The organism is Candidatus Minimicrobia vallesae, assembly GCF_018866205.1.
Taxonomy (GTDB): domain Bacteria; phylum Patescibacteriota; class Saccharimonadia; order Saccharimonadales; family Saccharimonadaceae; genus Nanosynbacter; species Nanosynbacter vallesae.
Map to the genome: position 1 here is coordinate 186,057 of NZ_CP076459.1, position 24,417 is coordinate 210,473.

Below are 24,417 nucleotides of genomic sequence, written 5' to 3' on the forward strand. Positions count from 1 at the left end.
CAGAAAATTCCGAATCTTAAGCTACGCACGCATTTGAATGATTTTACCGCTAATGCTACACTTGAAGGATGAAAGGTAATTTTTAAGCGTGGCTTGGTGGCAAGCAATTATTCTCGGCGTAATTGAGGGAATTACGGAATTCTTACCGATTTCTTCGACTGGGCATTTGACGATTGCTGAGAAATTGATGGGAATGCGAATTGACGATCCGAGTGTCGTGGCTTTTACGGCGATAATTCAGATCGGAGCAATTTTGGCGGCGGTGATTTATTTCTGGAGCGACATCTGGCGAATCTTGCAGGCTTGGTGGCGCGGTTTATGGTGGAAGCGAGCGCGTCGAAAGTTTGATTATAAATATGGCTGGGCAATTATTATCGGCTCAATTCCTATTGCGATTGTCGGATTATTATTCAAGCACGAAGTTGAAACAGTTCTGCGCAGTTTGTGGTTTGTGGCGTTCGGGCTGATTGGTTGGAGCGTTGTTATGTGGCTGGCTGACAATCGTGCGGTAAATAACAAGCGTGGCGAAACTGAGACGAGCTGGAAAGACACTCTGGCAATTGGCGCGGGGCAATGCTTGTCGCTCATTCCGGGAGTTAGCCGTTCTGGCGCAACGATTTCAGTCGGTCTGTTCCGTGGATTTGACCGCGTGTCGGTTACGAAATTGAGTTTCTTCTTGGGTATTCCAGCGCTAGTCGCAGCGGGACTATTGGAAGTTGCTACCAAATATAAACACATTTCTGGCGGCGTCGGCTGGACTCCAACCATAATCGCCACGGTAATTTCATTCGGCGTCGGCTATTTGGCCGTGTCGTGGCTATTAAAATTTATTCAGAGCAATAATTTCCGACCGTTTATAATTTATCGATTTGTCCTGGGGCTGTTGTTGTTGGTTATGCTTGGCGTCGGGAATGATTTCTCACGTTTAATAAAAAATTGTTATATAATTGATACATGTTAGACATTAAGTTCATCAGGGAAAATGCCGATTTGGTGCAAAAGTCGGCAAACGATAAAGGCTATAAAGTTGATATTGCGGCATTGTTGCAATTAGACGATGAGCGTCGCGATTTGCAGAAGCAGGTTGAAGCTCTACGCGAACAGCGCAACGCAATTTCAGCGAAGATGAAGGGTGGCCGACCAGACCAAGAGTTAATTGATCAGGGCAAGCAATTGAAAGTTGAGCTGGCAGAGCGTGAGAAGCTATTTGAAATCGACCGAGGAAAAAGTTGCAGCAATTCTTAAAAACGTCCCGAACATCACTTTTGACGACGTGCCTCTGGGTGGCGAAGAAGATTCTGTTGAGGTAAAAGTTTATGGCGATTGTAAAACTGGTGCAAAAGATCACTTGGATTACGCCGTAAGTCGCGGCTGGGTGGACTTTGAGCGTGGCGCTAAGGTGGCTGGTGCGAAGTTTTATTATTTGAAGGGCGATTTGGCTTTATTGGAAAATGCCGTAACTCAATTTGCCTTGGATTACGTAACAAAGCAGGGCTTCACATTTATGACCGTGCCGCATATGGTCAATTTGCGAACAGCTGAGGGTGCAGGTTTTACTCCGAAGGGCGAGGGTAGTAACGAATATGTAGTTGACGGCGAAGATTTGACGCTAATTGGTACGGCGGAAATGCCATTAACCGGCTACCACGCGGACGAAATTTTGGACGAAAAAGATTTGCCATTGCTATACGCTGGATATAGTCCTTGCTATCGAAAAGAGGCGGGAACATACGGCAAGCACACGCGTGGTCTGTTCCGAGTTCATCAATTTAATAAGTTGGAGATGTACGCGTTTTGTTTGCCTGAGCAATCTAAAGAGATTCATGAGAAAATTCTTAGCGTTGAAGAGGCGCTTTGGCAGCAAATTGGGATTTCTTATCACGTGGTTAATATTGCGGCGGGCGATTTGGGTGCGCCGGCTGCAAAAAAGTACGACATTGAATATTGGTCGCCAGTTGACCAAACTTATCGTGAACTGACGAGTTGCTCAAATTGTACTGATTATCAAGCTCGTGGTCTGAATATTCGAGTCAGGCGAGAAAACGGCACGATTGAATCTGTTCACACGTTGAATGGAACTGCGGTGTCGCTGGCTCGCTCTCTGGTGGTGATTTTGGAGAATTTCCAGAATCCAGATGGAACTTTGACTGTCCCTGAAGTACTTCGTCCATATATGAATGGTCGTGACGTGATATAATAGAGAGCATATTAGTTAGTAGGAGGAAAAATGATTAAGGATATTACAATTACTGGCGTTAAATATGAGCTGAACGCCACAACAAAAAAAATATGTTGAAAGAAAAATTGGTTCGTTAGGAAAATACTTGCCACGCCACGCCCGAAAAAGCGCGTCTGCAGACGTGAAGATTTAAGCAGGATTGACAATCCTGGCGGCAAACAAATACGAAGTTGAAGTTATCATCAACGTGCCAGATAAGAAAATTATAGCTAAGGATTCAACCATGAACGTTCTGGCTGCGGTGGATATTGTTGAAGCTAGGTTGAACGGTCAAGTTCGTAAGTATAAAGACGATGTGCTGGCTCACGCTGGCGGAAGTCGCGGAGTTTTGGCGGAAGCTAAAAAAAAACTTTCGGTCGAAAATAATTGACAGACGAAATTAACAGGAAAGCGTTCAGATTCTGGGCGCTTTTTCTTTTCAAATTGCCCGAAAAAAGTTATAATAAAAGAAGTTTTTGAAAATGCCTGAAAGTGAGGGAGTTTTAAGGTTTATGGAAAAATTACACAACAAAAAGCGCTGAGTAAGATTTTTGGCGATCCACAGAAGAAGATTTTGAAACGATTGCGTAAGCAAGTTGACGTTATTAACGGTCTGAATGACAAATATGAAAAGATGTCCGACAAGGAGCTTCGGGCGCAGACTGATGAGCTGAAAAAGCGTTTGTCGAAGAAAAATGTGACGCTTGATACGATTTTGCCAGATGCGTTTGCTGTGGCAAGGGAAGCCGCTAAGCGTGTGATTGGCGAGCGTCCGTATGACGTGCAGTTGATTGGCGGTATGGTTCTTCATGAGGAACAACGTTGCCAGAGATGAAAACCGGTAGAAGGTAAGACTCTTGTGGCGACATTGCCGACTTACCTGAATGCTTTGGAAGGCAAAGGCGTTCACGTGGTGACGGTTAACGACTATTTGGCGCAGCGCGACGCTGAATTGGATCGGGTCAAGTGTATGATTTCCTAGGCCTGACCACTGGCGTGATTATTAACGAAGCGTCATTTGTCTATGATAAAGATTATGACAATGAGCATCACGACGATCCTCGAATGCGCAAGCTTCGTCCAGTTTCACGTAAAGAAGCTTACGCTGCGGACATTACGTACGGCACGAATAACGAGTTTGGCTTTGACTATTTGCGCGACAACATGGTTAACGACGTTGATTTGCTCAGGCAGCGTGAATTGAACTTTGCAATCGTTGACGAGGTTGACTCAATTTTGATCGACGAAGCTCGTACGCCACTTATTATCTCTGCTCCAGCGGCTGAAAATCCTGACAATTATTACACGTTTGCTAAAATCGCCGCAAGTTGGTTCCAGAAGATTACGTTTTGGATGAGAAGCGCCGAAGTGTTGCTTTGACTGATGAAGGCGTTGAAAAAGTTCAGAAATTGTTGGGAATAAAAAATTTGTACACGCCAGATCACGTGCGCAGTGTTTATCACATGGATCAGGCTTTGCGAGCACAGACATTGTTCAAGCGCGACAAAGATTACGTCGTAACTAATGACGGCGAGGTGATTATCGTTGACGAGCACACTGGTCGTTTGATGCAAGGCAACCGCTACAACGAAGGCTTACACCAGGCAATTGAAGCAAAAAGAAGGCGTACCAGTACTGCAAGAAAACATGACCCTAGCGACAATTTCATTCCAGAATTACTTCCGGCTGTACAATAAACTGACCGGTATGACTGGTACGGCATTCACTGAAGCTGAAGAGTTCCAACAAATTTATTCACTCGACGTAATACAAATGCCACCGAACAAACCAATTATACGCCAGGACAACCAAGACCTAATTTACAAGACTGAAAAAGCCAAACTGAAAGCGGTCGCCCGAAGCGATCAAAGAATACCACAAGCAAGGCCGTCCGGTGTTGGTTGGCTCTGGTTCAATCGAAAAAAGAAACGAAAAAATCGCCAAATATTTGGATAGAAAGAAGGCATTAAGTACGAAATTCTAAACGCTAAAAACAACGAGCGCGAAGCAGAGATTATCGCGAAAGCCGGCGAAAAAGGCGCGATTACGCTAGCTACGAATATTGCTGGGCGCGGCACCGACATTAAACTTGGCCAGGGCGTCAAAAAACTGGGCGGCCTAGTGGTCATCGGTTCAGAACGACACGAATCACGCCGAATTGACAATCAGTTGCGCGGTCGTGGCGGACGTCAGGGCGATCCAGGCGAGACTCAGTTTTATGTTTCGACCGAAGATGATTTGATGCGAATTTTCCAGGGTGAGCGAATTGCGTCGTTGATGGATAGACTGGGCGTTGATGATGATACGCCAATCAGAACTCGCGCTGTATCGAAAACATTGGAAGCGGCACAGAAGCGAGTTGAAGGCTACAACTTTGATACGCGCAAAAATGTTGTTCAATACGACAATGTGATTAACCGTCATCGCCGCGTCGTTTATGTTATGCGACGTAGGATTTTGGAAGGCGACAATATTAAGCCGGAAATTGAGCGATTATTGCGAGCTAAAGTTCACGAATTGACAACTCTTCCATCAAAGAATAATCCAAAGTTTGTCGAGGATTTCCCGGTTATTTTCCCAGTTGATAAGTGAAAAAATTGAAAAGATTGGTAAGGAAAAGAAAGATCGTTTGCGCTATGAGAAGGCACTGGAGCTGGCCGAAGAAGCTTACGCAGACAAAGAGCGTGAGATTGGCGCCGATGATTTACGTGGAGTTGAGCGCGAAGTTTACATGGCGGTGTTGGACACATTGTGGATGCAACATTTGGAAAATATGCAACATTTGCGCGAGGGAATCCACTGGCGAAGTGTTGGACAGCGCGATCCTTTGGTGGAATACCGATCAGAATCTCAGAAGTTGTTCGAAAGTTTGCAAGCTAATCTCCGCGATGAAGTTCTGGCAACGATATTTAATATCCATAAAGCCGACGCTACAGTCCGTCAATCTCAACACGACGAATATGACACTGAGCTAACTAGGTTGGCAGAAAATGCCGTCGAGCGTGGCGTAAATGAAATTGGTTCGGGCGAGGAAAATCGCGACGATGACTTCTCTGTGAAAAAGAGCAAGACTAGCGCGGAATCAAATCGTGCGAAGAATCAAGCTCGAAAGAAGAAAAAGGCTCAGCGACAGAACCGTAAGAAAAATCGTAAATAATCAGAGAACTAGGCAATGAAACATACAGTTGAGGAAATTAGAACTGAAGAAACGGTGCGCGCGGCTTGTTGATTGACGTTCCAGATGCTACGGTAATGAGTTTTCAGGTGCAATTCAGGGCAGGAAACCGCTACGTTCTGAATAAAGATATTTACGAAACGGCTCACATTATGGAGCATATGGCGTTCGGCGCGAATGAAAAGTTTCGTTCGGAGCACAATTACGAGCAGGAATTTACCAAAAACGGCGCTTATCACAACGCTTACACTTCTGACTACTCAATGGTTTATGAAGCGATTTGTGCGGATTTTGAGTCGGACAGGATTTTGGAGCTTCAGAGACTGGCTATTACAACGCCGCGATTTAACGCCGATGAGCTTGAGGCGGAAAAAGGTAATGTTCGCTCTGAATTGACTGGTTATCTCAACAATCACAACCACGTGATGTGGCCACGCATTCAGCAGGCGCTGGGTGAAGATATTTTGACGTATAATCAGAGCTTAAAAACAATTGCTAATATTGAACTAAAGGACATTAAAAATCATCACAAGCGAACACATACTTTGAAGAATATGCGGTTTGTGGTGGCTGGAAAAATGACATGGACGAAAAGCGGCTATTAAAGAACATCTTGAGGGCTGGCAATTAGAGACGGGCGAGCGATTCGTTATTCCGCGCGATGAACCACGCAGGGCTAACCCGGTTCTTAGGTAAGACGAAAAGAGGCGACTAATTTGACGTTTGGTTGGTCAATGATGATTCCGCGTGAGTTAAGCGACGAAGAAGTCACGGCTATGAACGCATTGAATCACATTCTGACCGGCACGATGAGCTCGAGGATTTTTGGAGCGGCTCGTAAAAAAGGCTTGGCATATGGTATTTTTAGCGATACATCGATTGGTTTTTACGATTCGGCTTGGGATTTTGGCGGACAAGTAAATGTTGAAACCGCAGAAAAGCTCTTTGATATTATCGTGAGAGAATTGAAGAAAGTTTTGGCTGGATCTATTTCTGAAGAAGATTTGGAAAGTGTGAAGTCGTATTCGTTGGGTCGTTATCAAATGGGTGCTCAAACTGTTGGGCAAATAAGCAATTTTTACGTAGGACGATATTTTGCTGATGATTTCGTGAGAGATTATGCCGCCGTTCCAGATTCTATTTTGGCGGTAACTCCTGATCAGTTGATTGAAACGGCTCGTCAATTTTTTGCATCCAACACGTGGACATTGGCAGCAGTTACTTCGGAAGAAAAAGAGCTATTAACAAAGCTATACGATAAGCTCGACAAGCTGTTTTAGGGTGTAATCGTAAATTGCCCGTGATATAATCAGGTTATGAAAATTGTCATTGCTGGTTTTGGTGTTGAAGGTCAATCTAATCTGCGGTATTTTCGGGAGAAGTTTCCGGAAGCTGATTTTTTGGTGGCAGACGAACGCGAAAAAGTAGATAATTTGCCGGAAAATGTGGCTTATCAGACGGGATTTTCGGGACTGGAGGATGCGGATTTAATTGTTAGGTCGCCAAGTCTTCCGCCAAAAAAGATAAAGACTAGCGGTCAAATTTGGTCGGCGACAAATGAGTTTTTTGCCAATTGCCCAGCGACTATAATCGGCGTGACTGGCACAAAAGGCAAGGGGACGACGTGTAGTTTTATCGCGTCGATTTTGCGCGCAGCAGGTAAAACCGTTCATTTGGTGGGAAATATTGGCGTGCCAGCTTTGGATATTTTGCCAAAAATTGAGAAAAATGACATTGTCGTTTACGAATTGTCCAGTTTTCAATTGTGGGATTTGCAGAAATCTCCGCACGTTGCCGTGGTGCTGATGATTGAACCTGACCACTTGAACGTCCACGCTGATTTTAATGATTATTTGGCAGCAAAAGCGAAAATTGCAAAGTTCCAAACCACGGACGATTATGTTGTCTACTAATTCTCAAAATGAGTTCAGTTCGTCGATTGCAGATGCGAGTTTGGCGCAGAAAAAAGAATACCCATTTGCTCTCTCGGACGATATAACTTCTGCGATTCGCCTGCCAGGGAAGCACAATATCGACAATGCGTGCGCGGCGATAGCGGCGGTAAAATCGATTTTGCCAAACGTGTCGGATGATGAAATAAAGAGGGGGCTCAGCGAGGTTACAGGGTTACCACATCGACTGAAGTTTAGTTGCTGAAAAATACGGCGTGAAATATTACAATGACAGCATTTCACGACCACTCCGGGCAGTGCGATTGCGGCGTTAAAAGCCTTTGAGGAGCCGAAAATTTTGATTTTGGGCAGCTCGGATAAAGGCGCAGATTATTCTGAATTAGCAAAAGAAATTGCACGACAAAACGTACGATTGATAATTATCAATGGCGCTAACGCTGATGAAATTAAGGGAAGTTTTAAAGGAAGAAAAAATTGATTGCCAAAATTGTCCAATTGAATATGGCAGGAATGAAAGAAGTTGCCAAATCAGCCAAAAAATAAAGCGCAATCTGGCGACGTGGTGATTCTTAGCCCAGCGGCTGCCAGCTTTGATATGTTTAAGAGTTATTCTGATCGCGGCGAGCAATTTGTCGCCGCCGTAGAAGAGCTTTAATCTTGATAAACTTCTGGTTTTAAGACGCCAATGTATGGCAAGTTGCGATATTGCTGGCGAAAATCCAGACCATAGCCAACGACAAATTCATTCGGCGTATCGATGCCAACATAATCGGCTTTTGCGTCAACTTCGCGCCGTGCTGGTTTGTCTAATAGCGAGCATATTTTTACCGACGCAGCATTTTTTGCGGCAAATAATTCTCTTAGCGCCTGGGCGGTTCGACCACTGTCAATTATGTCCTCAACTATCAACACGTGTCTATCCGCCACGTCGGTATCCAAATCTTTGATAATTTTTACAGATCCAGAAGATTTTGTGTCATCGCCGTAGCTGGAAACCGCCATGAAATCAATTTCCATATAGCAATCCATCGCCTGTATCAAGTCGATCATAAACGGCGCCGCGCCGCGTAAAATACCCACGACAACAGGATTTTTATCGTGATAATCCTCGGTCAATTTTTTCCCAAGCTTCTGAACTGCCGTTTTTATATCTTCGTTCGTAAATAGAATTTTCTCAATATCTTTATCCATCTTTTTATTTTAACAGAGAATTGAGCGGCTGAAAAATGATACAATAAAATATATGCAACCGCTAAAAAAGAAAATTGGTGAATTAGAAAAAGAAATTGAACAGGCTAAAAAAGCGCTGAAGTTTTCTGATTTGGAGCAGAAATTGGCGGAGCTGGATGATCAATTAAACCAGCCAGAAATTTGGAATAATCCTGATTACGCCCAAGAATTAACGAAACAAGCCGCCAGCCTTCGTCAGACCGTCGAGCCTTGGCAGACTTTGACGGTGCAGGTTGGCGATATGGTGGAGCTGATGGAGCTTGGTGATGACGATTTATTGCCGGAATTCCAAGCGCAAGTTGCGGCAATTGAGAAGAGTTTTGATAGGCATAAAACCGATTTGTTATTCTCTGGCGAATATGACAATCGTTCGGCAATTATGCGCATTTCCGCTGGCGTGGGCGGGCTGGATGCGCAGGATTTTGCGGCGATGTTGGAGCGAATGTATTTGCGCTGGGCGGAAAAGTCTGGCATGAAAGTTGATACGCTGGAACGCTCGACAAATGACGACGCTGGAATTAAAACGGTCGTTTTGGAGATTTCTGGATCTTTTGCTTATGGAAAATTGCGGTCGGAAAATGGCGTGCATCGTTTGGTGCGATTAAGCCCGTTTAATGCGGACAATTTGCGGCAGACTAGTTTTGCGCTTGTCGAGGTTTTGCCGAAAATTGACGCGCCAGATGAAATATCGATTGACCCGAATGATTTAAGAATTGACGTCTATCGTTCGGGCGGCAAGGGCGGTCAAGGCGTGAATACGACGGATTCGGCGGTTCGGGTGACGCATGAGCCGACAGGGATTACGGTGGCTATTCAGAATGAGCGCTCGCAGATTCAGAATAAAGAAACGGCGTTGAAGATTTTGCGGTCAAAATTGCTAGCGATGAAATTAGAGCAACACGCCGAAACTTTGTCTGATCTCAGGGCTGGCGAATCGGCAAACTGGGGCAGCCAAATTAGAAATTACGTTTTGCATCCATATACGCTAGTTAAAGATACGCGCACAAAGCACGAAAACCGCAACGCTCAAGGTGTTTTGGACGGCGATATTGACGAATTTATCACGGCATATTTAGAACAAAATGCTAATTCTAAAAATATTTAGCTTATGGTATAATACTATTAATGATTCTGTTAGATAGGGTAACGAAGAACTACGGAAAAAGTAACAAGCCGGCGTTGAATCGAGCAAGCATTCATGTTGGCGCTGGTGAATTTGTGATTATTGTTGGTACGTCGGGTGCTGGCAAATCGACACTTTTGAAGCTTTTGACTCGCGAAGAAAAGCCAAGCTCTGGAAAAATTGTGGTTGGCGGAATTGATTATGACAATTTGAAGGACAAGCATATTCCGCTGTTGCGTCGTAAAATTGGCGTGGTTTTTCAGGATTTTAAGTTGCTTCCGAATCGAACGGTGTTTGAAAATGTGGCGTTTGCGCTGGAAATTGCTGGAATGACAAATCGGGAAATTAAGGCAACTGTGCCGAAGGTGATCGAGTTGGTTGGTCTTAAGGGGAAGGAAAAGCATTTTCCTCATCAGCTTTCTGGTGGTGAGCGTCAGCGTGTAGCAATTGCGCGGGCGGTGGTGCGTCAGCCGAAGATTCTGATTGCAGACGAGCCGACTGGAAACTTGGACCCGAAGCACAGCTGGGATATTGTTCGCTTGCTGGAAAAGATTAACAAGTATGGTACGACGGTTATTTTGACGACTCACAACGTGGAGATTGTTAACAAATTGAAGCGACGCGTTATTACAATTGATCATGGTAAAATCACCTCTGATCAGGCGAGAGGGAGTTATAAACAGTAATGAAATCATCAAAGTCTAACAAAAATAAAGAAACTATCCGTATACGTCAGCGTCGACGAGGTTGGTTGACGTTTGTCAGAATGTGTCGATATGGCATCAATAACTTTAGTCGTAATGCCTGGCTAACGATTGCTGCAACTGCGGTGATGAGCGTCACGTTGATTATCGTGTTTATAACATTATCAGCGCGCCAGGTTTTGGTTGATACCGTTTCAAACGTTTCCAAGCGTGCCGATATGTCAATTTACTTAAAGGGTGACACGCCAGAAAAAACGATTAAAACGATTAAATCTCGAATTGAAAAATTAGATAATGTCGATAGTGTTAAGTATATTTCCGCAGAAGAAGCGCGTGAAAAGCAAGCTGAGCAATATAAGGACAATCCAGATACGCTTGAGGCGATTCGCGAGTCTAGTAATGAGATGTCGGCGACGCTTCGTGTTTCTGTGAAAGAACTGAATAATCAGCAGTCATTAAATAATTTTGTTAAAACTGATGATTTATATAAAAAATATAAAGACCCTAACAGGGAGCCGTCATTCTCGGGTGAACGCCAGCAAGCCATTAAAACAGTTGGCAGTTGGGTGAGATTGGCGAGTATCGGCGGATCAATCGCTACAGTTGTTTTCGTGGTAATTTCTTCGCTTGTGGTCTTTAACACTATTCGCATGGCAATTTTCAACCGCAAGGATGAGATTGAGATGATGAAGTTGATTGGCGCAGAACGCAGTTTCATCAGAGGTCCGTTTATCGTTGAGGCTATAATGTACGGATTTATCGCGGCAATTATCGCAACGGTGGTTGGGTATGGACTGCTAATTCTTGCACATGATCCGATGGTAAAGTACGGCATTCCTATCGATAATCTTTTGAATCATCTAAAAATGTACGGCGTGCTGGTTTTCTTGAGTATGATTCTGGTCGGCGCGGCAATTGGCGTGGCGTCATCTTGGGTGGCAACTCGCAAATATCTTAAGTTGTAAAAGTCCTTGACATACTGATTATGCTTATGCTAACATAGACGTATGAAACTACGGTCCACCACACCAGTTTCGGCATCACTAGTCAGCAGAGCGTCTCTGGTGGCGATGTCTGCATTGCTCGCTGGATCGGGCATTTTTGGCTTGGCATCACACGTATTAGCTCGCGACTATAACGCCGAAATTCAGGCAAAACAACAAGAAGCAGACAACTATAATTCTGAGGCTTCGCGCTTGGGTGAGATGGCTGATAGTTTGCAGGCGGAACTTGATAAGATAAATGGACAAATATCAGCTATTCAAGCGCAGATTTCTGACAGCCAAAAGAAGATTAATAGCCTTAATGATCAGATAAAAAAGAACGAAGAGCTAATTAAGCACAATCGTAAAGCGATGGGGCGAATTTTGGCGGATTTGTATGTTGATGATCAGATTTCGCCGCTGGAGATGCTTGCTAGCTCAAAAAATATTAGCGATTACATCGATAAGCAAGAACAGCGTAATTCTTTGAAAACTTCATTGAATGATAAGATCAAAGAAATTAAGTCTTTGCAGAAAAAGCTGGAAGAGAATAAGAAGTCTGTCGAGAATACGCTTCGCGACCAAGAATTGCAGCGCAATGCGATGGCGGCTAAACAATCTGAGAAGGCAAAACTGATTACTGACACGAAGAATGACCAAAATAACTATGCGGCGCTGGCTCAGAAGCGCAATTCTGAGGTAGCGAAGTTGCGAGAAGAGCAGGCTGCGGCCAACCGACGAGCTCTTGGTGGCAGTAATGTCTCCATTCCAGGCGGCGTACCTGGCGGTGGCGGTTATCCTGGCGTCTGGGCAAGCGCTCCGCTTGACGCTTATATCGATCCATGGGGACTATACACGCGTGAATGTGTGAGCTACGTGGCTTGGAAAATTCATAGCACTGGACGATATGTTCCGCATTTTGGTGGCGCAGGCAACGCAAATCAGTGGCCGTCAACTGCAGCGCGCTATGGTATTTCTAGCGGCTCAACACCAAAAGCTGGTGCAGCAGCTGTGATGAATATTGGATATTACGGACACGTTATGTATGTTGAATCTGTCAATGGCGATGGAACTATTACTGTTAGCGACTACAACTTTGCCTGGGACGGTTTATATAGGCACTACACACGTTCAGCTTCAGGATTGACATACGTTTACTTCTAATCAGCATAAAGTGATATATAAAAACGCTCGTGTTAAACGGGCGTTTTGTAGTATAATAAGCATATGGTTACGGGAGAGAAAAGACAGCAATTAAGTTGGTTTTTAACGCTTAAGATTGTGGCGAAAATCAAAACAGAAAAAGGGAAACAAACAAATAAATGTGATGATAAAGATGAGTCAATGCGTGACCTTAGAATCGTCGTAACAAATATAGATTGACGGGATATGATACGGCAAATGCGGCGAACATACAAATTAGCCGGCTAACCCAATAAATCGGATGAGCTAAGTTCTTATCCATGGCGCCCGGAATTATTAGCATGATTAAAGTTGTCTACGACGGTCATTGACAGTATGGATAGTGTGTCGAAGGAGTTTGACAAATCATTAAGCGGTCAAATTGGCGGTGGAATTGGTGCGGAGATTGGTCTTAGAAATAATAAGCCGACTATCATAAAACCTTCTGGAAAACAGTCCAGCTCAGAAGGCAGGAATTAAGGCTGGCGAGGCGATTGTTAAGGTGAATGACGAGGCTTCTTCTGATTGGTCAGTGGAAAAAGTTGTGAGTAAAATTCGCGGAGAAGTTGGTACATCCGTTAAATTGACGTTATTAAGCGGTGGTCAAACGCGTGAGGTGTCGGTTGTGCGTCAGAATATAGTTTCTCCGGCAGTAGAGTCGGAAATTGATGGAGAAATTGGTATTTTGAAAGTTAACCGATTTGGCGATGATACAGTAAGCTTGTCCAGAAAATACGCTTCGGAGTTTGTTGAGAAAGGTGTTAAAAAGGTGATTTTGGACTTGCGGAATAATCCTGGCGGAACGGTTGGAGCTGCTCAAGGGCTATTGGGTATTTGGCTGGACAATCAAATAGCTATGACCGAGCGTAGAGGTTCTGAAATTGTTAAAACGCTGCGTACAACTGGAACGCCAATTCTGGGCAATATGAAGACAGTGGTGCTTATTAACGGCAACAGTGCCAGTGCTAGCGAAATTACGGCTGGGGCGCTTCGTGAATACGGAAAAGCCACGCTGGTTGGGCAGAAGAGTTACGGCAAGGGAAGTGTGCAGATTGTGCTTGGGCTGCCTGGCGGGTCGCAAATGAAGGTTACGGAAGCCAGATGGTACACGCCAAAGGGCAAAAATATAGATAAAACTGGTATAGAACCTGATGTAAAAGTTGATCTTTCGTCGGACGATGTCAATAATAATCGTAGATCCGCAGATGGATAAGGCGAAGTCGTTATAAAGCTTGTGTTTTTGGACGGAGACACAACATAAAATAGAGATAGTATGAACGGACAAAAAAAGAAGATTTTACTAGTTGAGGATGACATGGCTCTATCTGCGGTTTACAGGTCGCGACTAGAGATTGAAGGGTTTGATGTTAGAGAAGCCAATAACGGAGAAGACGCTCTGTCTGCCACTGTTGAATATCGTCCAGATTTGATTCTTTTGGATGTGATGATGCCAAAGATTAGCGGCTTTGATGTCCTGGATATTCTTCGCAATACGCCAGAAACTGCTAACGTGAGGATTATTATGCTAACAGCGCTTAGCCAACCAAAGGACAAGGAACGCGCTGAGAGCTTGGGTGTTGATGATTATTTGGTGAAATCTCAGGTTGTAATTGGCGACGTTGTGGCTCGCGTAAAGCATCATTTGGGTATTCAATAGAAAGAAAATCAGTAAAAGAAGTCAGCCTCTTCGACGGGGGTTGACTTTTTGTTTGTTTTTTGGTATAAAATAGCTATATATGGAAAAACCAAAACCAACACAAAACCACGAACAAGAACAACGAAAAACACCGGAAGATTATGTAGTTGCAACTTTTCCTGCTGATTCAGATATTGCAAAATGTCCACTAACCGCTATTCGCAGTGGTCAAGACGGAAAGGGCGTCAGGTATGATGGAGGCTGGATTCCTGGCGATATGCTAAGTGTGTGTGATACTGATTCTGAGGAAGGTATTGGTCCGATTGAGTTGTTTGTGAAAGTACATAAACCGATTAAAGTTAATGGAGGGCATGTTGAAGCAGAGAAGATTGTGTCATTGAAGAAACTCCAGAGTCGAGAAGCAAATAAAGGTTTTAACGAATCTTATATCGAGGATCTTTATGGAAAAACTCCTGAGGAAATGATTGAAGAAGGAAAAGAGGCTGCTGAACAAATTTGGCGGCAGAAGCATCCGGAAAGTGATGAGAATGAGTCTTTGGCTCCAGAAGCGGGTCTAGAGAAAGCCATAGAGAAGGCGTAGTTAGACAGAAGATAACTCTGACCACGAGAAACCTTAAAAGAACTGAAGGTCAGTCCCAAAATAGGAAACACGGCGGTTAAGGATGCTGAAATTAAAAAGCCGATAGATACGAATAGGGTAGAAACCAACGAGCCAGTTAAAAAGCCAGTGAAGACGAATAAGACTGACATCAGTTCACCAGCCTTGAAAAAGAACAAAAAAAACCAGCCGGACTAGATGAAAGCAATTAAAGCCAATGACTAGCTAAATAGACCTGACCAGAGAGTAGAGACATTAGAACTAATAAAGCCACCAGAGACAGATGTAGACGGCAGGCGCTAACCAAGACGAATCTGGTACCAACCGAACCAGTGAAAAAGCCGATATGAGCCAAATTAAGTGCAAGCAAATAATCCAGAAGATGCTGCCAGCAGCTAAATCGGTTGAAAACCCAGTGGTTGAAAAGTCGATGGAGACGGATGAAGCCAATACAGACATATTACCTGAGGACTTTAAGGTTGCGATTGACAGCTTTAAACAACTTACCGAAGATAATAATAATCAGTTTTTTGCAAAGGCTCAATATATAACTGGAGAGCTGGATCGGCTGAGAGGGCTAATTAAATATAATCCAACAGCAATGAATAATCCTGCGATCTCAGAGATGATAACATCTACGTCAGGTAGAATTAGAGATCTTGAGGTTTCTAGAGCTAAATCTGCGAATAAATTTAAGAATAACATAAATAGTCTCCTAGAAGACCTAAAAAGTAAGATTGAAAATGAAGACGAAAAGCGTAAGCGTCTAGTTAAGCTTTAACTGAGCACGTAGATCAGATGGGCGTGAATAATACAGATTCTGGGTGAGGTAACTAATGGCTTGTTGAATAAATTAACAAGAATAAGAAGTAATATTGAGGAGTTACAGAACAACAGATGGGGAATAGACTACTACAAAAGTAGTATAACTCAGGTGATTGATGAAATTGTTAATCGCTAATAGATGGGCGACTCTGGAGCAATGGCAGAAGGAAAATGATTTGAAGGAATTTTCGGAACGAACCAGAAAATTAATGGAGCCGATTAATCCTGAGTTGGTTGAGCTGTCGGAAAATAGTATAGAGTCTGCAGGGGGTGTTGTTGGTATTTTGTCATCCAATGATCCTAAGTTAGGGGAAATAGTTAACCCCGAGCGGATTTTTGATACTACGGAAATGGTTGATAATCTCAGAGAGGATCATCTTACACGTTGTCGGTTGTTTGAATACCTTCAGGGTAAATTGGATGATCTGATAGAAGATAGCCCAGAGTCTTTGGCGAGTAGGGTTCTTCTTAATTCTGCTGGCAATTTGAAGTCACCGAATTTTAAGCAAGGTTATTACGGGGTTGAAAAAATGCGCAGTCGTGAATATACTATAGTACTGGCAATTGCTATGATGGATGGCTCATTTAATGTGGACATACAAGACAAAACGGTTACTCATTACAGGGACGGCAGGGAGAGAAGTGGTATGCATAGGGATTCTGCAAGGGTGCTTCTCGAGTATGTAAGTAAGAGAGATAACTATTAATAATAAAATAACTCCGCACAAACGGAGTTATTTTAAGCAAAGTTTTTACCAATTAAAGAACAACAACTTGCGTTCGGCGTTCTGATTTGCCGGTAAACTTGGTTTTCTTAACCTGACTTAAAGCCAACTACGCCATCTTTTGCAGCGTGGATGGTGAAATTGCGGCTAACATATGTGCCATCACCAGCGATCTTTGTGGCACCAGTTTGGCGAACTAGAACTTCTCCAGCGGAAACTTTTTGACCGCCAAATCGCTTAACGCCAAGACGTTGACCAGCATTGTTGTGGATGTTCTTACTAGAACCACCAGCTTTAACCTTTGACATTCTTTACTCCTTATAGTTTCTATAAAACAATCTGTTCTAGTTTATCGAAAATAAAGCCAGTTGTCAAGCGGTTTTGGCTATATCTGCCGGTTTTAATACCAATATTTCTCTGGCAACAACTTGATCTTCACGGTAATATAAGAGATTTTTATCGATAATTTGCTGATATCCAAGTTTTTTAAGATTTTTTATCAGAGGCAAGTGAGTGAATTTACCTTCGCGATTTTGCCACGCTGGAACGGCTATACAAAGTGTCGTGTCTGGGCGAATTTGCGAGCGGATATTTTGCAGAAAATCGCTAATTATGTGATTACAATTTCCGACTACTTCGTGAAGTTTTTCTGGGCTAGGCGGCGCGGAAAACGGCTGACCTAAATATGTTTCGCAAACAATTCGAGAAATCCGCTCCTTTTGCTCACCTGTTAATTTTACAGAGGTGGCGTCGGCCTGATGTGCTTGCCAGAAAGTGTTTGTCGAAAAAGTTTTTTCCACCCAGCTCATATTTTCGGTCGTGTAAGATATCATCTTATCGCTCAAATCGCTGCCATAAGCATTCACGCCGATAAGTGCAGCTTCTTGCAGTACCGTTCCTGTGCCACAAAACGGATCCCAGAGGTAATCGTTAGGTTTTGCGCCAGACAGGTTAATCATAATTTGCGCAAGCTTAGGCGGAAGCATTCCCACGAAGGCGTCGCGCTTTGGTCGTCCGCGGTCGCGCTGAGTATACGAATTGATATTTTGAGCGCCACGACTTTCAGCAATTATCAAATCTCCGTACACGTTCTTAGCTATGATAATTTCAATTTTCGCCTCAGACCTGCCGAGTTTATTATTGTGAGAGGTCGCAGTGGACAGCGCGGCGGTTTTATTAGGAATTAGACGCAAACTAACGCCAGATTTTTTCAAGTTGTTTTTTAAGATAATTCCGATTTTTTGGACGTTTCTCGGATCTGTTTTATTGCCATAAAAACTTATTCCAAGCGTTATTTTTTTCTGACTATTCGAAAGTTTTTTCGTGTATTTTTCAACAATAATTTTTGAGGCTTGGAGCAGGGTATTGCGGTCTGATTTTTGCGATTTTATCTTCGTGATGACTTGTCCACATTTAATCGTTCCGCCGAGATTGTCAATTGATAAATTGTCGCAATTAACCGTGGCGGCTTGGTTGGAGATTTTTTGGACATTTTGAGCACCGTAAACCGCCTCTAATTCAGCGATAGAGATTTCTGGTTGGCGTCCAAGAATAGCTATAAACATGTCGTAATTATAACATTTATCGTGGTATAATGAAGGTTATGTTACCGAAGGTGTTGCAATTGTTGAAATCGCCACGAGCCATTATGAGCGTTTTGACGTTGGTGGTTTTGGCAATAATAATTTTTCTATCTCGGCATGAGCTCGTGAAGGCGTGGAATCTGTTTTTGCACGCGGATTTATGGCTATTATTCTTACTATTGCCGTTCCAGATTATCGTGTACTTCGCTGGCGGCGAGATGATTTTTTCGTATCTAAGAGAGAAGAATCTGATTCATCATATTTCCAGGCTGGAGCAGACGAGGATTGCGCTGGAGCTTAATTTGGTCAATCACATTTTTCCGTCGGGCGGAGTTAGTGGTATTTCGTATACGACGTGGCGAATGCATAAACTCGGCGTGAGTTCGGCGCGTTCGACATTTGCGCAGGTGATTCGTTACGTTACGGGATTTTTGTCGCTTTTGGTTCTGTTGGTGATTGCTGTGTTGGCACTGGCTATTGATGGTAAGGTTAATCGATATATCGTTGCCGCTAGTTTCTTACTGATCATCGTGGTTTTGGCGCTGACGTTTGGTCTGATTTTCGTATTTTCGTCAAAGCGGCGTATGCAGATGACTGCTGCTAAATTGTCTAGATTTATTAATACTCTGGTAAAAATTGCCACCTTAGGTAAAAAACGTCGAGTAATGAAGTCGAAGAAAGTCGAAGAGTTTTTTGTTGATATGCAGGACGATTTTCAAGATTTGTCCAATCATCCGAAACTTCTAATAAAACCGATGATTTGGGGAGCTGTTTATACTGTTTTTGATGTGGCGATGTTTGCTGTGGCGTTTTTGTCGCTGGGTGTTTTTGTTAATCCGGCGATTCTGATGGTTGGATACGGCGTGGCGGGATTGGCAGCGATTGTCGTGTTTACGCCTGGAGGGACGGGAGTTTATGAAACCATTATGATTATTTTCTTAAGTATGGCAGGCACTCCGCCGGATTTGGCGATTGCTGGAATAATTTTGACGCGAGCAATTTTACTTACTGGCACGATTATCTTTGGCTATATTTTCTATCAACACGCACTGATTAAATACGGCAAGCCAGATGATTCCCAGATTTAGCGTTAGTAATTTCATAGCAGTTGTCAATCAAACTTTTGACGTTGCTTTTGCTGGGATGGTTGAAGTTGAGGGCGAGGTTTCTAGTTCCAAGTCTTATCCTCCGAAATACGCTTTTTTCGATCTGAAAGATGACGACGGGCTGGTTCGGTGTTTTGTTGGTTTTAGCAATTTACGTACGCCAATTGAAGATGGAATGAAAGTCGTCGTTCGGGCAATGCCGGCGCTTAGGGATAAAGGCGCCTTTAGTTTGAATGTTCAAGAGATTCGCCCATTAGGCAAGGGAAGTTTGAAGCGAAGCTTTGACCTTTTGAAACAAAAATTGACAGTTGAGGGTTTGTTTAGTTCTGAAAGAAAGCGCCCATTACCGCAATATCCTCAGAGGGTGGCTGTTATTTCCAGTACGAAAGCAGCAGGATATGCGGACTTTATGAAGATTTCTAGAGAGCGTTGGGGTGGTGTGAAATTCGTAGTCGCCAACGTTAATGTGCAGGGTGCGAATGCTGCAGATCAAGCCGTGCGAGCAATATCATATTTTAATCAAATGTCAGAATCTCCAGATGTGATTGTTTTGATTCGTGGCGGTGGCAGTGCGGAAGATTTGGCGAGTTTTAACGATGAAAAACTAGTACGCGCGGTGGCGAGTAGTCGCATTCCGACAATGACTGGAATTGGTCATGAGATTGATGAGAGTTTGTGTGATTTGGCAGCGGACGTTCGCGCAGCCACGCCGAGTAACGCCGCGCAATTGCTGTTTCCTGACAAGCGAGAAGTGATTCGGCATTTGCATTACAGGCTAATTGACGCGAAAGATTCAATTTGTAGAGCTATCGAAGAACAGTCGCTTAATGCAACAATGTTGCAAAAAGAAGCACTAAAACAGTGGTCAAGTCGTGTGGATGCGGCTGTAAATGCAACATTGTCGCAACAAAAAGTCATCGCTGAGTATGATCCGGAAATGGCGCTGCGTCGTGGCTATGCAATGATCAAGGGTGATTTACAGATTGGTAATATTGTAGAGATTACAACAAAAGATATAATTATGAAAGCGAGGATTGAGAATAGTGAACAACGATATGACAATTGAGCAAATGATGGCTGAATTGAACGAGCGAATCGCGTGGTTTCAAGGCGATGATTTTAATCTGGACGAGGCAAAACAGAGGTTTATTGAGGCGAGAGAGTTATCAAAAAAAATTACTGCCACGCTGGAAGATATGCGACATGATATCGAGGTTCTTAGCGAGGATTTTAACGCTGAGTAAGATCTTTACATCAATTAAAGCATAAGCTATACTTTACAATATGATGACGAGAGATAAGAGTGAGCGTGGCTCAGTTAATGGCTGGATGGTCGGCACAATCGGCTGTCTGATATTGTTTTTGATTGCTGGATCTTTGGCAATTTGGGCGTACATGCAATATTCCCGAGAAAAAAGCAGTGTTGATAGTAAAGTTGCGATTGAAGTTGCTAAGGGGAAGAGCGAGCAAGCCGAATCAGACCAGAAGAAATTTTCTGAAGAAGCAAAAAACCCGCGTATTGAATTTGTCGGTCCTGCTGAATACGGTCGAGTGTCGTTCATGTATCCAAAAACTTGGAGTGTATATATAGGGAATGACGGTAGCGACAGGGGTGATTATAAAGCTTATCTTCATCCTGTTTCAGTTCCTTCGACAACTAATAAAAATAGTCGGTTTGCGCTGAGGCTAGAGATTATCAATAAGAATATGGATACGGTGCTGAATGATTATCAATCACGACTAAAGAAAGGTGAATTGACCTCAAGCAGTACCGAGTTTAACGGAATTTCAGCAACTCGAATTGACGGTACGTTTGAGAAAGAATTGCGCGGCTCTGTGGTTTTGATGAAAGTTCGCGATAAAACTATTCGTTTTTCAACCGACGCGGATACGTTTAAGCCAGATTTCCAGACTATATTGAGCACTGTAAAAATCTCTGAATAGAAAAACCCAGATCCATATTTGCTATACTAGAATTGTATGGCAGGTAAAGAGTGGAGTGATGCTGATTTTGGGGGATTGCCGAGTGTTCTGGTGGCGGCACATGAGCTGAAAACGCCGCTGGCTTTGATTAGGCAATTGGCGCTACTGTTGGACGACGATTTAACCAGTTCTGCCGATAAAACTCAGATCCAGCAACGAATTATTCGGACTTCTGAGCAGGCGTTGCAGCTTACGATTGATTTGGCAAATTCAGCCAATTTAACACCATCGTTATTTCCGCTTGAGCCGGTCAATCCGTTGGCTTTATGTCAGCAAGTAGCGATGGAAACGAAGTTCAACGCAATGCTTTACGGACGAAAAGTTAGCTGGCCTAAGAGCAGTCGAAATAGTCAATTGATATTAGCGAACCGAACACTTTTGGGGCGAATTTTAGCGAATTTTTTGAATAACGCGCTGGCGTATACGGAGGACGGATCGGAGATTAAGGTTTCGGTTAAGGCGACAAAAGATGCCGTGAGAATGAGCGTGCGGGATTTTGGGCCGATGATGAGTTTGAAGGAATATCGGCTTTTGCTTGATGAAATGGAAACGCGAAAAACCGTGCGAACAAGGCCGGAAAGTAGCGGGCTGGGGATTTACGTGGCGAATCAATTTGCGCGGGCGATGAATGGGCGGATTGGTCTGATTCGTCATCGTGATGGACTGACTTTTTATGTAGAAATGCCAATTAGTCGGCAGTTGAGTTTGATATGAAAAAACTGTTAATCGTTGAGGATGATAAGAATTGGGCGGATATTCTGGGCAAGTTTGCCGCGGATGTTGGCGCGGAATATCGAGTGGCGGTTTCTGGGGGGCAGGCAATTGAAATTATTGAAGATTGGCAACCTGACGCTTTAAATTTTGGATATGTTGTTGGCTGGGGAAAAGGCGATTGCTCTGTTGAATGAGCTGCGATCGCACGCGGATTTGGCGAGTTTGCCGATTGTGGTTTGTACGAATATCGACGTTAAAATGGACGATTTGCGTCCGCTTGGTGTGAAGGCAATTTTGAATAAAACATCGATGCGTCCGAATGAGGCGCGGGCGATTTTTCGCGAGGTTCCAAAAAACGACAGGGCAGAGTGAACGAGTAAAAGCAATTGTTCTGAGGCGAACAAATTATGCCGAAGCTGACCGAGTTTTGCAATTATTAACGCCAAAAGGTCGACGTAGCGTAATCGCAAAAGGCGTGCGACGCGAGCGCAGTAAATTGGCGGGCGGAATTGAATTATTCGCGATTTGCGACGTGGTTATTCGCTCTGGTCGGGGCGATTTGGGGCTGTTGACTTCCGCTCGATTGTCGGCTTTTTATCGACATATTCTGGAGGATTACGATCGGATGCAATTTGCGTATTCGGTGATGAAACTGGTGTCTGCAGCGAGCGAAAAGATGCACGAACCAGTAATGCTATTAGGCATCGGCAACGCGCCGATTTAGTTTTAGCTAGCAATTGCAACAATCCGGCAAATAAACCTAAAAACCGACTCAAACGTGGCGCCACATGCAACACGCAAGAGCTGGAACTCGGGAGATCGAGCTCGGCAACACGCGCACAGACGATATACAAAATCCGACGCTGCCCGCCGTGATAAAAAACATTATCAACGGATAGCGGCTGGAAAAAGGCATTGAGATTGGCGGAGCAGGGCGATTTGGGCGCGGACGCTATTAAGCTACTGAGGCTAATTCAAGCAAAGCCGCTCGCGAATGTGGCGCAAATTGGCGGAATAACTGAGGTTATAAACGATTGATGGCTGAACGCCCGGCAACACGCCGCAGTGTAAAACTGTCAGTAAAATGGTATAATGTAGGAAATAATGTGAATCGCCATGTTGCCAACATGGAGAAAGGTTTTTTGATGAGTCAAGCAAAAATGGAAGATATTATTAGCCTGTGTAAGCGCCGCGGTTTTATTTATCAGGGTTCGGATGTTTACGGCGGTTTGTCTGGAACGTGGGATTATGGTCCGCTTGGCGTTCAATTGAAGCGCAACATTATGAATTTATGGTGGCGAATGTTTGTTGACGAGCGCGACGATATATATGGCGTCGATGCGGCGATTTTGATGAATCCGAAAGTCTGGAAGGCGAGTGGGCATGTGGATACGTTCGTTGACCCATTGTGCGAAGATACGGTTAATCATCGGCGTTATCGTACCGACCATATGCTTAAGGATAAGGTTGAGCATGCAAGTGGATCGAACAATTGAATTAATGGTGGCGAAAGTATTATTGACTAAAACGCAGATATTTAGTATATCCCTGAGGCGTTTTTATGATGTATACGAAAGTTGGAAGGAGTGCGCAGGTGGATGCGAGTGTCGCTACCCATTGTGCGAAGATACGGTTAATCATCGGCGTTATCATACCGAACACATATCTAAAGGATAATGGTATTGATGTTGACGGCTTGACAAATGGATGAAATGAACAATAAGAAGAAGAAGAGCCCAGACGGAAATCCACTGAGTAAATCTCGAACGTTTAATATGATGTTTAAGACGAGCGTTGGCGCCACCGAAAGTGAAGACAGCGTTGCATATCTTCGTCCAGAAACTGCTCAGGGAATTTTTACCAATTTTAAGAACGTTGTTGATAGTTTTTATCCAGACTTGCCGTTTGGAATTGCTCAGCAGGGCAAGGCGTTTCGCAATGAAATTGCGCCGCGAGATTTTGTTTTCCGTTCTCGAGAGTTTGAGCAAATGGAGATTGAATATTTTGTCAATCCAGAAAATTGGCAGGAAGCGTTTGATGAATTGTTGAAGTCGACGCACGAGTTTTTGGAGGCGTTGGGATTAAACCCTAAGAATATTCACGAGCTGGATGTTCCGGCGGAAGACAGGGCGCATTACAGTAAGAAAACGATTGACATTGAATACGATTTTCCAATTGGCAAGGAAGAGCTGATGGGGATTGCGTATCGGACTGATTTTGACCTGATGAATATTCAGCGCGTCAGCGGAAAAAGTATGGAATATACGATCAAGGGGACGAATGAGAAGTTTGTGCCGCACGTGATTGAGCCGAGTTTTGGCGTCGAGCGAGCGCTGATGGCGGTCTTGTCGAGCGCGTATCGTGAGGACGAGCAGAACGGCAGTAAGCGTGTTTATCTGGCACTTCCAGAACATTTGGCGCCAGTTAAATTTGCCGTTTCACCGCTACTTAAGAATAAGCCAGAATTGGTGGAGAAGGCGCGTGAAATTTACGCCAACCTATCTAAGAAAAATCCTGGACGCGTTATGTGGGATGACAATGGAAACATCGGTAAGCGTTATCGCCGTCAGGATGAAATTGGTACGCCGCACTGCGTGGTTGTCGATTTTCAGACGCTGGAAGATGACACTGTTACTGTTCGTGAGCGGGATACGACGGAACAGAGGCGAGTGAAGGTTGAGGAGTTGTAGATATTGGA

The 24,417-nt window shown here is 43.9% G+C and carries 39 protein-coding genes and 2 pseudogenes; 37 read left to right on the plus strand and 4 right to left on the minus strand.

What is annotated here, in order from left to right; genetic code table 11:
* The first annotated feature begins 88 nt into the window (after positions 1-88).
* The 15 genes and pseudogenes from KOY49_RS01340 (at position 89) to KOY49_RS04900 (ending at position 7,961) form a co-directional block, all read left to right on the plus strand.
* Positions 89-961, plus strand: a complete 873-nt coding sequence (locus KOY49_RS01340) for an undecaprenyl-diphosphate phosphatase (protein WP_232736398.1) — start codon at positions 89-91, stop codon at positions 959-961.
* A complete protein-coding gene (locus KOY49_RS01345) occupies positions 955-1,245 on the plus strand; it encodes a hypothetical protein (protein ID WP_232736399.1) in 291 nt (96 codons plus the stop codon). The genes KOY49_RS01340 and KOY49_RS01345 overlap by 7 nt, the downstream gene beginning before the upstream one ends.
* A complete protein-coding gene (gene serS / locus KOY49_RS01350; RefSeq protein WP_232736400.1) occupies positions 1,208-2,197 on the plus strand; it encodes a serine--tRNA ligase in 990 nt (329 codons plus the stop codon). The genes KOY49_RS01345 and serS overlap by 38 nt, the downstream gene beginning before the upstream one ends.
* A gap of 181 nt (positions 2,198-2,378) precedes the next feature.
* Positions 2,379-2,609, plus strand: a complete 231-nt coding sequence (locus KOY49_RS01355) for an HPF/RaiA family ribosome-associated protein (RefSeq protein ID WP_232736401.1) — start codon at positions 2,379-2,381, stop codon at positions 2,607-2,609.
* Between the two features lie 192 nt (positions 2,610-2,801).
* A pseudogene (locus KOY49_RS05355) lies at positions 2,802-3,200 on the plus strand (hypothetical protein).
* Positions 3,185-3,598 (plus strand): hypothetical protein, encoded by a 414-nt coding sequence (locus KOY49_RS05360; protein WP_376787528.1) that lies wholly within the window; start codon positions 3,185-3,187, stop codon positions 3,596-3,598. Before KOY49_RS05355 ends, KOY49_RS05360 begins: the two are co-directional and overlap by 16 nt.
* Positions 3,547-3,915, plus strand: coding sequence for a preprotein translocase subunit SecA (locus KOY49_RS05365; RefSeq protein ID WP_232736402.1), 369 nt, complete (start codon positions 3,547-3,549; stop codon positions 3,913-3,915). The genes KOY49_RS05360 and KOY49_RS05365 overlap by 52 nt, the downstream gene beginning before the upstream one ends.
* On the plus strand, positions 3,827-4,174 hold the full coding sequence (locus KOY49_RS05370; protein WP_376787529.1) for a hypothetical protein: 348 nt from the start codon (positions 3,827-3,829) through the stop codon (positions 4,172-4,174). Before KOY49_RS05365 ends, KOY49_RS05370 begins: the two co-directional genes overlap by 89 nt.
* A gap of 60 nt (positions 4,175-4,234) precedes the next feature.
* Positions 4,235-4,810 (plus strand): preprotein translocase subunit SecA, encoded by a 576-nt coding sequence (locus KOY49_RS05375; RefSeq protein WP_376787537.1) that lies wholly within the window; start codon positions 4,235-4,237, stop codon positions 4,808-4,810.
* Positions 4,800-5,375: a hypothetical protein gene (locus tag KOY49_RS05380; RefSeq protein WP_269802167.1), complete on the plus strand. Its 576-nt coding sequence runs from the start codon at positions 4,800-4,802 to the stop codon at positions 5,373-5,375. The genes KOY49_RS05375 and KOY49_RS05380 overlap by 11 nt, the downstream gene beginning before the upstream one ends.
* A 65-nt stretch (positions 5,376-5,440) precedes the next feature.
* On the plus strand, positions 5,441-5,998 hold the full coding sequence (locus KOY49_RS01380) for a M16 family metallopeptidase (RefSeq protein WP_232736404.1): 558 nt from the start codon (positions 5,441-5,443) through the stop codon (positions 5,996-5,998).
* A 111-nt stretch (positions 5,999-6,109) separates the two neighbouring features.
* Positions 6,110-6,673 (plus strand): M16 family metallopeptidase, encoded by a 564-nt coding sequence (locus KOY49_RS01385; protein WP_232736405.1) that lies wholly within the window; start codon positions 6,110-6,112, stop codon positions 6,671-6,673.
* Between the two features lie 36 nt (positions 6,674-6,709).
* Positions 6,710-7,550 (plus strand): annotated as a pseudogene (locus tag KOY49_RS01390) (Mur ligase family protein).
* A 93-nt stretch (positions 7,551-7,643) separates the two neighbouring features.
* Complete coding sequence (locus KOY49_RS01395) at positions 7,644-7,784, plus strand: hypothetical protein (protein ID WP_232736407.1); 141 nt, start codon at positions 7,644-7,646, stop codon at positions 7,782-7,784.
* Between the two features lie 42 nt (positions 7,785-7,826).
* The gene (locus KOY49_RS04900; RefSeq protein ID WP_269802168.1) at positions 7,827-7,961 is read left to right on the plus strand and encodes a hypothetical protein; all 135 of its coding nucleotides are present in this window, start codon (positions 7,827-7,829) and stop codon (positions 7,959-7,961) included.
* Here KOY49_RS04900 and hpt read toward each other — a convergent pair.
* Positions 7,958-8,497 (minus strand): hypoxanthine phosphoribosyltransferase, encoded by a 540-nt coding sequence (hpt, locus tag KOY49_RS01400; protein WP_146424163.1) that lies wholly within the window; start codon positions 8,495-8,497, stop codon positions 7,958-7,960. The two genes, KOY49_RS04900 and hpt, sit on opposite strands and share 4 nt — an antisense overlap.
* A 52-nt stretch (positions 8,498-8,549) precedes the next feature.
* Here hpt and prfB point away from each other — a divergent pair, with 52 nt between their 5' ends.
* The 5 genes from prfB (at position 8,550) to KOY49_RS01425 (ending at position 12,729) form a co-directional block, all read left to right on the plus strand.
* Positions 8,550-9,641 (plus strand): peptide chain release factor 2, encoded by a 1,092-nt coding sequence (gene prfB, locus KOY49_RS01405; protein WP_129635424.1) that lies wholly within the window; start codon positions 8,550-8,552, stop codon positions 9,639-9,641.
* 20 nt (positions 9,642-9,661) lie between these two features.
* Positions 9,662-10,345 carry a cell division ATP-binding protein FtsE gene (gene ftsE, locus KOY49_RS01410; protein WP_129632464.1) on the plus strand — a complete coding sequence of 228 codons (684 nt, stop codon included), beginning with the start codon at positions 9,662-9,664 and terminating at the stop codon, positions 10,343-10,345.
* Positions 10,345-11,328 (plus strand): cell division protein FtsX, encoded by a 984-nt coding sequence (locus tag KOY49_RS01415; protein ID WP_232736408.1) that lies wholly within the window; start codon positions 10,345-10,347, stop codon positions 11,326-11,328. The genes ftsE and KOY49_RS01415 overlap by 1 nt, the downstream gene beginning before the upstream one ends.
* A gap of 42 nt (positions 11,329-11,370) precedes the next feature.
* Positions 11,371-12,510, plus strand: a complete 1,140-nt coding sequence (locus tag KOY49_RS01420; protein WP_232736409.1) for a CHAP domain-containing protein — start codon at positions 11,371-11,373, stop codon at positions 12,508-12,510.
* Between the two features lie 63 nt (positions 12,511-12,573).
* Complete coding sequence (locus tag KOY49_RS01425; protein ID WP_232736410.1) at positions 12,574-12,729, plus strand: hypothetical protein; 156 nt, start codon at positions 12,574-12,576, stop codon at positions 12,727-12,729.
* On the opposite strand, the gene KOY49_RS05385 is transcribed toward KOY49_RS01425, so the two are convergent.
* Positions 12,701-12,832 (minus strand): DUF4396 domain-containing protein, encoded by a 132-nt coding sequence (locus KOY49_RS05385; RefSeq protein WP_376787530.1) that lies wholly within the window; start codon positions 12,830-12,832, stop codon positions 12,701-12,703. The genes KOY49_RS01425 and KOY49_RS05385 overlap by 29 nt on opposite strands.
* 8 nt (positions 12,833-12,840) lie before the next feature.
* On the opposite strand from KOY49_RS05385, the gene KOY49_RS01430 reads away from it, so the two are divergent.
* From KOY49_RS01430 to KOY49_RS01455, 6 genes are all read left to right on the plus strand, one after another.
* Positions 12,841-13,008 (plus strand): hypothetical protein, encoded by a 168-nt coding sequence (locus tag KOY49_RS01430; RefSeq protein ID WP_232736411.1) that lies wholly within the window; start codon positions 12,841-12,843, stop codon positions 13,006-13,008.
* Between the two features lie 22 nt (positions 13,009-13,030).
* On the plus strand, positions 13,031-13,741 hold the full coding sequence (locus tag KOY49_RS01435) for a S41 family peptidase (protein WP_232736412.1): 711 nt from the start codon (positions 13,031-13,033) through the stop codon (positions 13,739-13,741).
* A gap of 60 nt (positions 13,742-13,801) precedes the next feature.
* Positions 13,802-14,185: a response regulator gene (locus tag KOY49_RS01440; protein WP_129632476.1), complete on the plus strand. Its 384-nt coding sequence runs from the start codon at positions 13,802-13,804 to the stop codon at positions 14,183-14,185.
* Between the two features lie 79 nt (positions 14,186-14,264).
* Entirely contained in the window at positions 14,265-14,765 is a 501-nt protein-coding gene (locus KOY49_RS01445; protein ID WP_232736413.1) for a hypothetical protein, read from the plus strand.
* A gap of 364 nt (positions 14,766-15,129) precedes the next feature.
* Positions 15,130-15,564 carry a hypothetical protein gene (locus KOY49_RS01450; RefSeq protein WP_232736414.1) on the plus strand — a complete coding sequence of 145 codons (435 nt, stop codon included), beginning with the start codon at positions 15,130-15,132 and terminating at the stop codon, positions 15,562-15,564.
* A gap of 160 nt (positions 15,565-15,724) precedes the next feature.
* Positions 15,725-16,315: a hypothetical protein gene (locus KOY49_RS01455; protein WP_232736415.1), complete on the plus strand. Its 591-nt coding sequence runs from the start codon at positions 15,725-15,727 to the stop codon at positions 16,313-16,315.
* 107 nt (positions 16,316-16,422) lie between these two features.
* Here KOY49_RS01455 and KOY49_RS01460 read toward each other — a convergent pair whose 3' ends face one another.
* Positions 16,423-16,641: a 50S ribosomal protein L27 gene (locus KOY49_RS01460; RefSeq protein ID WP_232736416.1), complete on the minus strand. Its 219-nt coding sequence runs from the start codon at positions 16,639-16,641 to the stop codon at positions 16,423-16,425.
* A 63-nt stretch (positions 16,642-16,704) separates the two neighbouring features.
* Positions 16,705-17,898, minus strand: coding sequence for a TRM11 family SAM-dependent methyltransferase (locus tag KOY49_RS01465; RefSeq protein ID WP_232736417.1), 1,194 nt, complete (start codon positions 17,896-17,898; stop codon positions 16,705-16,707).
* A gap of 38 nt (positions 17,899-17,936) precedes the next feature.
* Here KOY49_RS01465 and KOY49_RS01470 point away from each other — a divergent pair, with 38 nt between their 5' ends.
* From KOY49_RS01470 to KOY49_RS01515, 11 genes are all read left to right on the plus strand, one after another.
* Positions 17,937-19,004 (plus strand): lysylphosphatidylglycerol synthase transmembrane domain-containing protein, encoded by a 1,068-nt coding sequence (locus tag KOY49_RS01470; protein ID WP_232736418.1) that lies wholly within the window; start codon positions 17,937-17,939, stop codon positions 19,002-19,004.
* The gene (xseA, locus tag KOY49_RS01475) at positions 18,988-20,088 is read left to right on the plus strand and encodes an exodeoxyribonuclease VII large subunit (RefSeq protein ID WP_232736419.1); all 1,101 of its coding nucleotides are present in this window, start codon (positions 18,988-18,990) and stop codon (positions 20,086-20,088) included. The genes KOY49_RS01470 and xseA overlap by 17 nt, the downstream gene beginning before the upstream one ends.
* Positions 20,066-20,266, plus strand: a complete 201-nt coding sequence (locus KOY49_RS01480) for an exodeoxyribonuclease VII small subunit (protein ID WP_129632493.1) — start codon at positions 20,066-20,068, stop codon at positions 20,264-20,266. The genes xseA and KOY49_RS01480 overlap by 23 nt, the downstream gene beginning before the upstream one ends.
* A 40-nt stretch (positions 20,267-20,306) precedes the next feature.
* Entirely contained in the window at positions 20,307-20,966 is a 660-nt protein-coding gene (locus KOY49_RS01485; protein WP_146423101.1) for a hypothetical protein, read from the plus strand.
* A 36-nt stretch (positions 20,967-21,002) separates the two neighbouring features.
* Entirely contained in the window at positions 21,003-21,719 is a 717-nt protein-coding gene (locus KOY49_RS01490) for a sensor histidine kinase (RefSeq protein WP_232736420.1), read from the plus strand.
* Positions 21,716-21,913: a response regulator transcription factor gene (locus tag KOY49_RS01495; RefSeq protein ID WP_232736421.1), complete on the plus strand. Its 198-nt coding sequence runs from the start codon at positions 21,716-21,718 to the stop codon at positions 21,911-21,913. Before KOY49_RS01490 ends, KOY49_RS01495 begins: the two co-directional genes overlap by 4 nt.
* Entirely contained in the window at positions 21,906-22,091 is a 186-nt protein-coding gene (locus KOY49_RS01500) for a hypothetical protein (RefSeq protein ID WP_232736422.1), read from the plus strand. The genes KOY49_RS01495 and KOY49_RS01500 overlap by 8 nt, the downstream gene beginning before the upstream one ends.
* Positions 22,039-22,443, plus strand: a complete 405-nt coding sequence (gene recO / locus KOY49_RS01505) for a DNA repair protein RecO (RefSeq protein WP_232736423.1) — start codon at positions 22,039-22,041, stop codon at positions 22,441-22,443. Before KOY49_RS01500 ends, recO begins: the two co-directional genes overlap by 53 nt.
* A 191-nt stretch (positions 22,444-22,634) precedes the next feature.
* Entirely contained in the window at positions 22,635-22,757 is a 123-nt protein-coding gene (locus tag KOY49_RS04905; protein WP_269802169.1) for a hypothetical protein, read from the plus strand.
* Positions 22,757-23,215: a glycine--tRNA ligase gene (locus tag KOY49_RS01510; RefSeq protein WP_232736424.1), complete on the plus strand. Its 459-nt coding sequence runs from the start codon at positions 22,757-22,759 to the stop codon at positions 23,213-23,215. Before KOY49_RS04905 ends, KOY49_RS01510 begins: the two co-directional genes overlap by 1 nt.
* Before the next feature lie 216 nt (positions 23,216-23,431).
* Positions 23,432-24,409, plus strand: coding sequence for a glycine--tRNA ligase (locus KOY49_RS01515; protein ID WP_232736425.1), 978 nt, complete (start codon positions 23,432-23,434; stop codon positions 24,407-24,409).
* The last annotated feature ends 8 nt before the right edge of the window (positions 24,410-24,417 follow it).